General features: G+C 41.9%; 14 protein-coding genes. 7 read left to right on the top strand and 7 right to left on the bottom strand.

Annotated features, from left to right (window positions below; translation table 11 throughout):
• Nucleotides 1-77 precede the first annotated feature (77 nt).
• The 5 genes from L3D27_RS06930 (at nt 78) to rpmA (ending at nt 3,386) form a co-directional block, all read left to right on the top strand.
• Nucleotides 78-746 (top strand): LemA family protein, encoded by a 669-nt coding sequence (locus tag L3D27_RS06930; RefSeq protein WP_432480748.1) that lies wholly within the window; start codon nt 78-80, stop codon nt 744-746.
• Between the two features lie 31 nt (nt 747-777).
• A complete protein-coding gene (locus tag L3D27_RS06925) occupies nt 778-1,911 on the top strand; it encodes a TPM domain-containing protein (protein WP_432481890.1) in 1,134 nt (377 codons plus the stop codon).
• Between the two features lie 118 nt (nt 1,912-2,029).
• Complete coding sequence (locus tag L3D27_RS06920) at nt 2,030-2,548, top strand: TPM domain-containing protein (protein WP_373628398.1); 519 nt, start codon at nt 2,030-2,032, stop codon at nt 2,546-2,548.
• Between the two features lie 215 nt (nt 2,549-2,763).
• Nucleotides 2,764-3,075, top strand: a complete 312-nt coding sequence (rplU, locus tag L3D27_RS06915) for a 50S ribosomal protein L21 (protein WP_036366243.1) — start codon at nt 2,764-2,766, stop codon at nt 3,073-3,075.
• Between the two features lie 53 nt (nt 3,076-3,128).
• Nucleotides 3,129-3,386 carry a 50S ribosomal protein L27 gene (gene rpmA / locus L3D27_RS06910; RefSeq protein ID WP_003659274.1) on the top strand — a complete coding sequence of 86 codons (258 nt, stop codon included), beginning with the start codon at nt 3,129-3,131 and terminating at the stop codon, nt 3,384-3,386.
• 170 nt (nt 3,387-3,556) lie between these two features.
• Here rpmA and L3D27_RS06905 read toward each other — a convergent pair whose 3' ends face one another.
• From L3D27_RS06905 to L3D27_RS06895, 3 genes are all read right to left on the bottom strand, one after another.
• Nucleotides 3,557-4,177 (bottom strand): DUF2057 family protein, encoded by a 621-nt coding sequence (locus L3D27_RS06905; protein WP_284673015.1) that lies wholly within the window; start codon nt 4,175-4,177, stop codon nt 3,557-3,559.
• A gap of 52 nt (nt 4,178-4,229) precedes the next feature.
• Nucleotides 4,230-4,994, bottom strand: coding sequence for a DnaA ATPase domain-containing protein (locus L3D27_RS06900; RefSeq protein WP_432480747.1), 765 nt, complete (start codon nt 4,992-4,994; stop codon nt 4,230-4,232).
• Between the two features lie 158 nt (nt 4,995-5,152).
• Nucleotides 5,153-6,250: an AI-2E family transporter gene (locus L3D27_RS06895; protein WP_432480746.1), complete on the bottom strand. Its 1,098-nt coding sequence runs from the start codon at nt 6,248-6,250 to the stop codon at nt 5,153-5,155.
• A gap of 190 nt (nt 6,251-6,440) precedes the next feature.
• Between L3D27_RS06895 and purM the strand changes: the two genes are divergently transcribed.
• Entirely contained in the window at nt 6,441-7,484 is a 1,044-nt protein-coding gene (purM, locus tag L3D27_RS06890) for a phosphoribosylformylglycinamidine cyclo-ligase (RefSeq protein WP_432480745.1), read from the top strand.
• Between the two features lie 96 nt (nt 7,485-7,580).
• Nucleotides 7,581-8,228: a phosphoribosylglycinamide formyltransferase gene (gene purN / locus L3D27_RS06885; RefSeq protein WP_284673011.1), complete on the top strand. Its 648-nt coding sequence runs from the start codon at nt 7,581-7,583 to the stop codon at nt 8,226-8,228.
• A 77-nt stretch (nt 8,229-8,305) separates the two neighbouring features.
• Here purN and fdx read toward each other — a convergent pair whose 3' ends face one another.
• The 4 genes from fdx to iscA form a co-directional block, all read right to left on the bottom strand.
• Nucleotides 8,306-8,644, bottom strand: coding sequence for an ISC system 2Fe-2S type ferredoxin (gene fdx, locus L3D27_RS06880; RefSeq protein WP_284673010.1), 339 nt, complete (start codon nt 8,642-8,644; stop codon nt 8,306-8,308).
• Nucleotides 8,645-8,712: 68 nt separating this feature from the next.
• On the bottom strand, nt 8,713-10,569 hold the full coding sequence (gene hscA, locus L3D27_RS06875) for a Fe-S protein assembly chaperone HscA (protein ID WP_432480744.1): 1,857 nt from the start codon (nt 10,567-10,569) through the stop codon (nt 8,713-8,715).
• Nucleotides 10,570-10,726: 157 nt separating this feature from the next.
• Nucleotides 10,727-11,242: a Fe-S protein assembly co-chaperone HscB gene (hscB, locus tag L3D27_RS06870; RefSeq protein WP_432480743.1), complete on the bottom strand. Its 516-nt coding sequence runs from the start codon at nt 11,240-11,242 to the stop codon at nt 10,727-10,729.
• 2 nt (nt 11,243-11,244) lie between these two features.
• Nucleotides 11,245-11,565 carry an iron-sulfur cluster assembly protein IscA gene (iscA, locus tag L3D27_RS06865; RefSeq protein ID WP_284673007.1) on the bottom strand — a complete coding sequence of 107 codons (321 nt, stop codon included), beginning with the start codon at nt 11,563-11,565 and terminating at the stop codon, nt 11,245-11,247.
• Nucleotides 11,566-11,599: the final 34 nt, after the last annotated feature.

Raw genomic sequence — 11,599 nt, 5'->3', positions numbered from 1 at the left:
GCACCATCTTGATTAAGCATGGCTAACCCATCTTTATCATCGTGATGTCTGGTTGTCTAATTTATAAGGAAAATAAGATGAAATCTTTAAAAAAAGTAACTACCGCTGTGTTATTAGCAAGCTGTGTTGTCTTATCAGGTTGTGGCTATAACTCGCTACAAGCCCAAGACGAACAAGTTGCCGCTTCATGGTCTGAGGTAGTAAACCAATATCAACGCCGTGCTGACCTAGTACCAAACCTTGTGTCAGTGGTAGAGCGTTATGCTGAGCATGAAAAAGGCGTTTTTAATGAAGTGGCAGCAGCGCGTGCGGCGGCAGGCAGTGCACAGATTACTCCAGAGACGCTAAACGACCCTATCGCCATGCAAAAATATCAAGAAGCTCAAGCTCAGATGACAGGTGCTTTATCTCGTTTGATGGCGATTTCGGAGAATTATCCGCAGTTAAAAGCGGATGCGATTTTTCAAGACCTACAAGCTCAGCTAGAAGGTACTGAAAATCGTATTACGGTGGCTCGCCAGCGTTATATCCAAGATATTCAAGATTATAACACTACTGTGCGTCAATTTCCAACCAATCTAACAGCGATGATTTTTGGTATGCAGGCTAAGCCAAACTTCAGCGTTGAGAACGAAAAAGCCATCTCAACAGCACCGACAGTAAGCTTTAATAATGGTGCGTCAACCCCAACAAATGGTGCGGCGACAGCAGAATCTGATGCAGGCACTGCTACCATGGGTCAATAAGGTGGTTGTTATGCCAAAAAAAGGTGGGCTGATGGCTCTGATTCATGCAAACACTTGGCTTATGCCTTTGGTGCTTAGTATGGCTATGTCATCACAGGTATTCGCTTCATCTGTAGCGACAACGCCAACTGTTAGTACAGAAGATGAGTTGGTAGCAACCGCCATTGTTTCCAATCGCAATCAAGCAGTAGCAGGCGTGCTAAAAGATACGGCAGGTGTAGCGTTGTCGCCTTTGAGTGATTCTGTCAAAGACCTTGTTCGTCAAAATCAAACAGGTCAAAATGACAACCAAATCACCCAAGCACAATCAGCTACTAATGAGATGCCCACCATCTCAAATGCACCCAATGTAACGCATGATAAACTTATCTTAAATGAGCCTGTGGTTGATGTTGCTCATATTTTATCGCCTGATGAAAAAGCACACCTAAGTAAGCAGTTACGCACATTATACAATGACAATTTGGCACAGGCGGCATTGGTTATTGTGCCTAGTACGCAAGGCATGCCTATTTTTGATTATACGATGGCAGTGGCTGACCGTTGGCAACTTGGCAAAAAAGACACTGATGAGGGACTGCTTATCGTGGTTGCCATCAATGACCGCAATTTGTATATTTTAACAGGTTATGGTCTTGAGGGTGTATTGCCTGATGCTGTCATTAAACGCATGATTCGTGATGATGTTACGCCATATTTTAAAATGGGTCAGTATGCTCAAGGTTTGTCAGTCGTAATTGATGGTATTAGTGAGAGGCTGCGTGCCGATCCAGAGACAATCAAGCGAGCTGATGAAGCGTTAGGGAGTGCTTCTGATTCCTATGGAGATGAAAGTATCTCATTGATGGCGTTGCTCATATTTGGAATGTGGTTTGGGCTATTTTTAACTTCTATTTTGGGAAGGTTTTTGGGAGCAACTTTAACTGCAGGGGGCATCGGTTTTTTTGGCTTTATGCTGGGTGCAGGATTCATGTCAATTCCCATTGCCTTTGTTGTTTGGTTGTGTTTGTTGCTATTTAGATCTGGTTCTGGTCGTGGTGGCTCAGGCGGCGGTTCTATTATTTTACCGACTGGTGGCGGTTTTGGCGGTGGCGGATTTGGTTCAGGTGGTTTTGGCGGCTCAGGCGGTGGTTTTGGTGGCGGTGGTGCTGGTGGCTCTTGGTAGGTTGATGTTGTTTGACCTTTGGTGCTAGACTTAAGACTGATTGACAATTCTACTTGTTGGCGTCATCATTGCATTAAATGATTTGTATTTGGTAGAGATTAAAAGGATGGTAAGTTAGATGCAGTATATTCATTCAATCAAAAGTTTATCTCGGCTTTGGCGACAGCTAAGTTTTGTTCCAATTTTGCATAATCAATGGTTAACTGATGAGCTGAAAGTCAGGCTTGCCCAAGCCATTACTCATGCCGAATCTGGGCATCGTGGTGAGATTTATTTGGTGATTGAAAACCACCTACCTATTAGTCAGGCTTATCGGGTGGATTGTCGTGAGCGTGCATTGGGGTTATTTGGTACACACCGAGTATGGGATACCGCTGAGAACACAGGTGTGATGATTTATGTTAATATCTGCGAACATAATCTTGAGATCATCGCCGATAGGGGGATTGATGATTGTGTGGGTGAAACAGTATGGACAAACCTTACTCAGACCGCCTTGCAATCTTGTCAATCAGGCGACTTCGCCACTGCTTTAATGACTTTGATCGCTCAAATTGGCGAACTGTTACGCCGGTATTATCCTGGCGATGATGTCAGTGGTAATGAGCTTGATAATGAAGTGGTGTTTTTAAAATAAATCATCATTATAAAGATGGAAAAATAACAAAACTGGCATGGTTAATATGTTTTAAGATGGATTTACTCAAAAATTTTTATATTTATGTGTTAATTTTATTGTATTTTCAATGAATTTTTGATAGAATACCGTTTCATTTTTATGTCCTAGTCGTGTTCGTTATCAAGTGCCACCAAGGGGTGGTCACGACACACAGGTTTTTATGGAGAATGTAGATGTACGCAGTAATCAAAAGTGGTGGTAAACAACACCGTGTTAGCGTTGGCGAGACTCTGAAAGTTGAGCTATTAAAAGCTGAAAAAGGCGAAACGCTAAAGATTGAAGATGTACTAATGGTTGTGAATGGTGCTGACATTAAAATTGGTCAGCCAGTTGTTGCTGGTGCCAGCGTTGAAGCAGAAGTGGTTGAGCATGGTCGTGGCAAAAAGGTGCGTATCGTTAAGCACCGTCGCCGTAAGCACTACCACAAAGAGCAAGGTCATCGTCAGTGGTTTACCGAGCTAAAAATCAAAGCAATCAACGCTTAATTACCATCATTGATGACTTTAGATTCTAAAGCATCCACATAGGAGATATTCTCATGGCACACAAAAAAGCCGCAGGTTCTACTCGTAACGGTCGTGATTCTAACCCAAAAATGCTTGGTGTAAAAGTATTTGGTGGTCAAGATGTTGTTGCAGGCAACATCATCGTTCGCCAGCGTGGCACCGAATTTCACGCAGGTGAAGGTGTAGGTATGGGTCGTGATCACACTTTATTCGCTCTAACTGAAGGCGTTGTAAAGTTTGAGACCAAAGGTCAATTTAACCGCCGTTATGTATCAGTATTAGCAAAATAATCTAATACCAACCATAACCAAAAACCATCACAAATTTTGTGATGGTTTTTTATTTTGTGAGTTTTTGTTTCTATGCCATCTTGTTATTAAGCCTGTATTTACTGGTAATCAATACCTATAAAAAAGCAAACCTAATGATAGGCTTGCTTAAAAACGATGAAATTACGAAGTTACTTACCAATCCATTGACGGATTTTTTCACGCTCTTCTTCACTAGAGTTTAGCCAAAGTTGCATAAAGCTATCTAGATTTTCCTTGTTGCTAGAGTGTTGTGTGGTAGGGGTCTCTAATGCAGAGATGGCTTTTTGATTGGATATTATTGCACTGTTGCCACGACCAAATATACCACCGATGCTTTGGGTGATGGAGCTTAATATGCCTGTACGTTCTTCTGCGATGCTTTCTTGAGAGAGTACTTGACCATTTTGTACGATGGCAAGTGTTGGGGATTTGATGAATTCTTTGGCGGCGGTATAGTTGTTTGGCTGATTTGGCATGATTAACTGATAGCTTTGCTTATCTTGTAAGTTGCCAACGACACTGATATTGCCAGATTTTAGATAGTCATGGTCGCCACGAGTTAGGTCAAATAGACGATCATAGCGAGCGGTGATGACATGACGACCTGCTTGTAAGGTGAATTCACGCTTTAAGGGCTGTAGGACGCTGTGGTGAATTTCTTGCCCATTGATGGCAGTAACTTTAATGTTGTCATCAACCAATAGATGCACCTCAGCATAAGCAGAGCTTGCTAATAAGGCAGTGATGATGCCTGCGGTCAAAATTTTCATAAAACATCCTTAAAAAATTAACCTCTTTTATGAAATATCTTAAATAAAAGGGTTATGAAGTGGTTTGTTTGTGTTCTGAGATTTCAAGCAAGAAGGTCTCTTTGTTGATGATTGTCTTTGCCTCATCAATGGTCTTTTTTGGCACTTGAATGCGAGATAAATGTGTTAATAAGGGTGAAATTTCATCTAAAACTTGGATCATGTCGCCTGCATTGCGTGGACCATTGGTTAGCATATAGTCAAATATTTGTTCAGGAAGTTTCCAGTGCTTTCGTTTCAGTACCGAGCTTAATAGTGCTTGCCTGTCTTCAATATTCTCGTTGGTTGGCAGTCGAAAGGTTGGTGCTAAAGATAGGCGAGTAACCAAATCTAATAGTCCAATCTCAAGCTCTCTGGCAGGAGCGGTTGCCAAAAAGACCATCTGTTTGTTTTGTTCACGGATGCGATTGATGAGATGAAAGAGTCCTTCTTGCCATTCACGACTGCGATGAATAAAGTGTAAATCATCAATGATGACCAAATCAAACATTTCAAGCCCAACCAACGCACTGGCATTCTCATCGGTATCAATGATATTACCTAAGGCAAGTGTGATGGCGGTTTTTTTATAGGTCTGAGTGTAGTTGCGATAAATGGCGGCAGCAAGATGTGTTTTGCCAAAGCCATAATCACCGATGATAAAAATTTCTCTTAGGTTGCCAAGTCCTAATTTTCGTATGGCATTGAGCACAGGGGTGAATCCCTGACTACTAAAATCAGATAGGCTAGCGTCCTGTTTGACATCTAGGTTGAGTGAAGGTTGCGTCAAATCATTCATCAATTAAAAATACCCATCAATGTGCGTTGTTATTGTTTATACCCTATGTGGCTGTTTGCTATCGAACAGCTTTTTAATGTGTCTATATATAGCACATTTTTAGAAAAAATGCCAAGCGGATTTACTACTTTTTATTTTAAACTATGGTAATTGTTGTTTTACCATAGTTTAGATTGCTTATATCCTAAATACCAGTTGCTTTGTAGGTATGTAGCATAAGCATGGCGGAATAATACATTGATAAGTGCGGACACAGGCAGGGCAATGAGCATACCGATAAAGCCAAAGAGAGATGCTCCTGCCAGCACTGAGAAAATCACCCATAGTGCCGATAATCCGATTTTATTCCCCAGTAGCAGTGGTTGTAAGACATAACCTTCCAAAATTTGTCCAATGCCAAAAGCACCAACAATCAATAATAGGCATTTCCAGTCAAGACCAAACTGAAAAAATCCTGCAATCAGTGCAGCAATAATACCAACACCAAAGCCTAAATAGGGTACAAAACTGGCAATACCTGCACCAATACCAATGATAAGTCCTAGCTCTAGACCAATCAGCTCAAGCTGTATGGCATAAATTGCCCCAAGTAGAATCATGACGCTAAATTGTCCTTTGGCAAAATTCATGAGTGCTTCATCACAGTCTTTGACGATGGCGGTGATTTTGTGTTCATAATCACGGGGAATGGCGGTTTGCCAAGTTTGTAGTCGCTCGTGCCAATTGGCTAAAAAGTAAAAAGTCAAAATCGGAATCATGATGATGAGTCCTAGATTGTTGGCGACATTCATGCCTGAGCTTAATACTCGTTTAATGACTACTTGTGCATCAGAGAATTGATAATTTGTTTGAACAAAGTTACTTAGTTCACTAGAGATTACCTCAAGGTCTATTTTTAAGAGCTTATTGGAAGTAAATTGACCCAACCAAGGTCTAACAACCTCATTATACCATTTCAATGAAGCGGGTAGAGACTCCCATATCAACTGAAGCTGTGCCCATAACAAAGGAGCAAGCCAAATCATTAAAGCAGTGAGTAAGACAATAATGGATAAGTACACTGCCATGATGGATGGGATTCTGGGCAAAAACCGATTGAAGATATTGACTAAAGGGTTTAAAAAATACGCCAAGATAAATGCTGCCAAAAATGGTGCAATGACAATTCTCATCAAATATAAAGCATAAAGAAGTAGGCATAGAGCAGCTGTAATGAATAAGCGGCGAAAAAATGGATCGATGGTACGGTGCATCATAAGAATATTTTGGTTTATTTAACAGTGGATATATGATAAACAAAAATAATAGATAAATACATACGGTTTTTGAAATTATTTTGAAAAAGTTTATATTTTTTAGGGGTGGTGTTTTTTGCAAGGTTTTTGGTGGAAATTTTTGGTATAATGGGGTATATTTAACAACTTCTCAACTTCAAAGGAAAGAGACATGACCGAGCAAATTTCACTTAGCTATAAAGATGCAGGCGTAGATATTGATGCAGGCGAGATGTTGGTACAACGCATCAAATCTGTAGCTAAAGCGACTTCACGCTCTGAGGTTGTTGGTGGTTTGGGTGGTTTTGGTGCGTTGTGCCGTATTCCACAGGGTTACAAATCACCACTTTTGGTGTCAGGGACGGACGGTGTAGGCACAAAATTAAAGTTAGCACTTGACCTAAATCGTCATGATACTATTGGTCAAGATTTGGTGGCGATGTGTGTCAATGACCTACTGGTGTGCGGTGCAGAGCCATTGTTTTTCTTGGATTATTATGCCACAGGCAAGCTAAATGTTGATACAGCAGAAGCGGTCATTAAGGGCATTGGCGATGGCTGTAAGTTGTCAAATTGTGCCCTAATTGGCGGTGAGACTGCCGAGATGCCCGGTATGTATCAAGATGAAGATTATGACTTGGCGGGTTTTTGTGTGGGTGTGGTTGAGGAGTCTGAGGTCATTACAGGTGAGCATGTGCAGTCAGGCGATGTGCTGATTGCTTTAGCATCTAGTGGTGTACATTCTAATGGTTATTCTCTTGTGCGTAAAGTCATTGAGGTAACGGGCGTTGATGTTGAAAATGAGCGGGTTGGCGATGTGTCGTTAGCAAGTGCCTTGATGGAGCCGACTCGTATTTATGTCAAGTCAGTGAATGCTTTGCAAAAGTCATTAGGCAACACCAATATTCACGCCATGGCACATATCACAGGTGGTGGCCTGACAGAGAACCTACCCCGTGTTTTGCCAGAGAGTTTGTCGGCTAGAATAGATACGAATAGCTGGCAGTTACCAGCAGTATTTGCATGGCTACAAAAGGGCGGTAATATTGATATACTTGAAATGTATCGTACCTTTAACTGCGGTGTTGGCTTTATTTTGGTTGTTCCACAAAAGAAAGCGAATGAAGCATTAAAATTTCTACAAGCTCAAGGGGAAGATGCTTGGGTTATTGGTGATATTGTCTCTCGTGAGCGTGATGCGGTGGTGTATGCCTAATAATTAAAACCGTCAATTATTTGGCGGTTTTATTTTATATTTGCTAAAAATATTCAAAGAGACTGTATAGGGTCGTATAAAAACAGGGTACAACAGATGAAAACCTTAAAAATCGCCGTCTTGGTATCAGGTAATGGCTCTAATCTACAAGTTGTGATTGATGCCATGCAAGCAGGTTGTTTGCCGATTGAGATTGTTGGTGTGATTAGTAATGTGGCAGATGCTTATGCGATTACTCGTGCCAAAAATGCCAACATTCGTACCGCTGTGTTATCACACACAGCTAATGGCAAAAAAATGGGCATTAAAACCTTTGAGAAGCACGCTTTGGAGCTACTAGGTGAATGGTCTCCTGATTTGGTGTTGCTTGCAGGGTTCATGCGAGTGTTGTCAGCGGAATTTATTGATGGCGTGTCATGTCCAATGATTAATCTACACCCATCGCTACTACCCAATTATAAAGGCTTGGATACGCACAAAAGGGTGCTAAAGTCTGGCGATGTTGTGCATGGCTGTAGCGTGCATATGGTAACAACTGAGCTTGATGCAGGACAGGTGCTAACGCAGGCGGTGCTGTTTGTGTCGCCATCAGATACGATAGAATCTTTAAGGTTGCGTGTACAAAAATTAGAGCATTATGTTTTGCCTTTGACGATTGAGTTGATTGTTAAAGACTTGATAGGGCTTGGCAATGTAGGTGCTGTAAGCAGTTTGCCATTGCCATTTAAGTTTTATTTGGACTGATAAAGATGAATAAAAAAACCCAGCCAGATTTTGGTTGGGTTCTTATTGATGACTGCCAAGTTTGGGCGGGTATCGCCTTAATGGTTTTCTTTAGCGTGATTGAGTGTGTATTTTGGGATTTCAATGGTAAGATTCTCATTGGCGATGATACACTGACAAGACAGGCGTGAATTTGGTTCAAGCCCCCATGCTCTGTCAAGCAAATCGCCTTCAATATCATCCATCTCTTCTAGGCTGTCAAAGCCCTGACGAACGACCACATGACAAGTGGTGCATGCTTTTGACATATCACAGGCGTGTTCAATTTTGATGCCATTTTTGTGCAGACCTTCGCATAGGTTTTCACCTTCGTTTAGTTCAACAGTAGCACCTTCTGGGCAGATTTCATGATGGGGTAGGACGGTTACGGTTACCATAAATTCTCTCAATTTGTGTTGATTTTTTAAATGTATTAAATTTTTAAACACCAGTTTAAATTAACCCATTACCAATCGGCTGTATTTGTGCCTTTTAGAGCGGATTTGATGTTTTGATCCATGATGATGGCAGCCAGATTATCACTGAGTGGTTTTAGGTTGGCGTTAGCGGTATCAATGGCTTTTTTGTCATCGCCATTGATGGCGTCTTTAAGTGCTTGCATGGCAGATAGCAGGCAAGATTTTTCATCATCTGTCATCAAGCTAGAAAACTCAGTCAATGCTGAATCCAATGCAATCAGCTCACGCTCTGCTTCAACTTTTGCTTCAATTAGCATACGCAGGCGTTTATCTTCATTGGCATACAAGAATCCTGCTTGTAGTAGCTGTTCTTGTTGTTCAATACTAAGTCCATAGCTTGGACTGACCTGAATCTGGCTGCGTGCCCCTGTCGTGATCTCTTGGGCAGAGACGGTTAGTTGCCCATTGGCGTCAATCTGAAAACTGACTTCAATGCGTGCATGACCTGCTTTCATGGGTGGAATGCCGTGTAGCTCAAAGCGTGCCAAAGTGCGACAGTCTGCAACTGTTTCTCGCTCGCCTTGTACGACATGAACGACCATGCCTGTCTGACCGTCTTGATGTGTGGTGAATACCTGACGGCGTGCCACAGGAATTGGCGTATTTCTTGGGATAATAACTTCGGTCAAACCACCCATCGTTTCAAGTCCTAAGGACAGCGGTGTGACATCAAGCAGTAGTAGATTGTCTTCTTTTTTATTGATGAGTTGATCAGCGACACGAGCTGCACCCAGTGCCACGACTTCATCAGGGTTTAGCGTGCATAGGGGTTTTTTATGAAAGAATGCTTGGACGGCATCTTGAATGATTGGCATTCTGGTTGAACCGCCCACCAGTATTACCTCACAAACTTCTGACGGTTGGATCTTAGCATCTTGTAACACTTGTTGGCAAATTTGCAGTGTGCGTCGTGTAACAGGTTCTATGATTTGAACCAAAGTGTTGTTATTTAACATACTCTGAAATGGTGTGCCTGCGATATCAATATCCACCATGGTGGCATGACTATTGCTCAAGGCTTGCTTATGAGTTTTAGCCAATCTGGCAAGGCGAGCTTTTTCTTGACTGCTGATTTGAGCAGGGTCAAGATTGGCTGTTTTAATAAAATAGTTGGCAATCAGTCGGTCTATATCATCACCGCCTAAAGCACTATTGCCACCTGTCGCCAAGACTTCAAACACACCATCAGACAATCTTAAAATGGATACATCAAAAGTACCACCGCCTAAGTCATATACTAAGTAGATACCCTCTGATGTACTCTTATCCAAACCATAAGCGATGGCAGCAGCGGTAGGTTCGTTCAATAGGCGAAGCACGGTCAAGCCTGCAGCGGTTGCAGCATCTTTAGTGGCGGCACGCTGAGCATCATCAAAATATGCTGGCACGGTAATGACTGCCCCTGCAATGCTGTCAGGTGGCAATGTGGCTTCAGCATGGCGTTTTAGGTGTGATAAGATGTGTGCTGATGTTTCCACAGGAGACTTTTCACCTTGTGCGGTAACAAAAGCAGGCATGGTGTGTTTATTGCCAGACAGTGTGTAAGGGTGGGAAAACTTAATATCTGCCTTGCTACGACCCATGAACCGTTTGGCGGAGATGATGGTATTTTTATCGTCATCATAAGTTAAGGCGGTCAGTCCAACCACAGGGCGTGGAGATTTGTCGCCATAGTACACGACTGATGGTAAAAGTGGCGTATCGCCAAAACGCAACACATCGGCTTTGCCAGAACGCACCACACCAATCAACGAATGGGTTGTGCCTAGATCAATTCCCAGTGCATAACGGTGTTGATGGGGGTTTTTGGATTGGTTGGGTTCGCTGATTTGCAATAAAGACATGATATCTCTTAAAAGCTGGCTAATTTGCCCAAAAATAGGCATAAATAAACAAGGTGGCTGACTTTTAGATGACCAATTTGTATCCGATGATCAAGCACCACAATAAAATAGTTGTTGTCGCACCGATTGTAACTTTAGTATGATGTGGACAAGCGTATTATACATACAAATCACCATCATCGGTATGTGTATTTAGACTTTGGGTGAGTTTATGTTGCACATCAGTCGCTAATTTTTCTAAGAATTGAATTTTTTGTGCGGTATTTTGTGCATTTTGCCAATCGTGTGCTTGATAGCATTGACTAAACTGTGTATTGTATTGCACCTTTTGATTATTGATTGTGTCAAGTAGATTTTGGATTTCACTACTGCTTTGTAGGTCGTCTAGTGCCATGCGAAATTCCATCATCTCATCTAAAAACTCCCAATCGTTAATGGAGGCGTTTAGATTACACTCTATACCTGAAAGGCTAAGTAGATGTGCAGCTCGCTTATCATCATGATACAAGGTGTCATAGGCGTGATTGATTAAGGAAGCCAGCTTTGTGTCTTGACCTGTTTGGTCAGGGTGATATTGCTTTTGTAGAGATAGCAGCCCTTGTTTTAGGTTGTTCTTATCAATATCAAAGCTAATTGGCAACCCAAATAAAACAAAAAAGTTATTGGTATCCATGATCACACCGTGAAAGATTCACCACAACCGCATTCACCTGTTTGGTTGGGGTTGATGAATTTAAAACCAGAATTTAGACCTTCGGTCACATAGTCCATCTGCAAGCCATTTAAATACACCAAACTTTTTTGATCCACAAAGATGCTCACGCCATCATTATCAAATCGTTGGTCAGTATCGTTTGGCTCATCAACAAACTCAAGCACATAGGCAAGACCCGAGCAACCGGCCGTTCGTACACCCACACGAATACCTTGACCACTTCCACGATTTTCTAAAAAATCTTTGACATGCTTGGTCGCTCGTTCGGTTAGTGTAATCATAACTTCTCCTGTGTGCTTGTTGTATCACAATGAT

Origin of the sequence: Moraxella sp. ZY200743, assembly GCF_050885545.1 — a bacterium.
GTDB lineage: Bacteria > Pseudomonadota > Gammaproteobacteria > Pseudomonadales > Moraxellaceae > Moraxella > Moraxella haemolytica.
This window is presented reverse-complemented; position numbering and strand designations above follow the sequence as displayed.

Bases quoted from the DNA above. Each gene is read 5' to 3' on its own strand.
- L3D27_RS06920 (WP_373628398.1), top strand. From the start codon at position 2,030: ATGCAGTATATTCATTCAATCAAAAGTTTATCTCGGCTTTGGCGACAG.
- rplU (WP_036366243.1), top strand. From the start codon at position 2,764: ATGTACGCAGTAATCAAAAGTGGTGGTAAACAACACCGTGTTAGCGTT.
- L3D27_RS06905 (WP_284673015.1), bottom strand. From the start codon at position 4,177: ATGAAAATTTTGACCGCAGGCATCATCACTGCCTTATTAGCAAGCTCT.
- L3D27_RS06900 (WP_432480747.1), bottom strand. From the start codon at position 4,994: ATGAATGATTTGACGCAACCTTCACTCAACCTAGATGTCAAACAGGAC.
- L3D27_RS06930 (WP_432480748.1), top strand. From the start codon at position 78: ATGAAATCTTTAAAAAAAGTAACTACCGCTGTGTTATTAGCAAGCTGT.
- L3D27_RS06895 (WP_432480746.1), bottom strand. From the start codon at position 6,250: ATGATGCACCGTACCATCGATCCATTTTTTCGCCGCTTATTCATTACA.
- iscA (WP_284673007.1), bottom strand. From the start codon at position 11,565: ATGATTACACTAACCGAACGAGCGACCAAGCATGTCAAAGATTTTTTA.
- purN (WP_284673011.1), top strand. From the start codon at position 7,581: ATGAAAACCTTAAAAATCGCCGTCTTGGTATCAGGTAATGGCTCTAAT.
- purM (WP_432480745.1), top strand. From the start codon at position 6,441: ATGACCGAGCAAATTTCACTTAGCTATAAAGATGCAGGCGTAGATATT.
- hscA (WP_432480744.1), bottom strand. From the start codon at position 10,569: ATGTCTTTATTGCAAATCAGCGAACCCAACCAATCCAAAAACCCCCAT.
- rpmA (WP_003659274.1), top strand. From the start codon at position 3,129: ATGGCACACAAAAAAGCCGCAGGTTCTACTCGTAACGGTCGTGATTCT.
- hscB (WP_432480743.1), bottom strand. From the start codon at position 11,242: ATGGATACCAATAACTTTTTTGTTTTATTTGGGTTGCCAATTAGCTTT.
- fdx (WP_284673010.1), bottom strand. From the start codon at position 8,644: ATGGTAACCGTAACCGTCCTACCCCATCATGAAATCTGCCCAGAAGGT.
- L3D27_RS06925 (WP_432481890.1), top strand. From the start codon at position 778: ATGGCTCTGATTCATGCAAACACTTGGCTTATGCCTTTGGTGCTTAGT.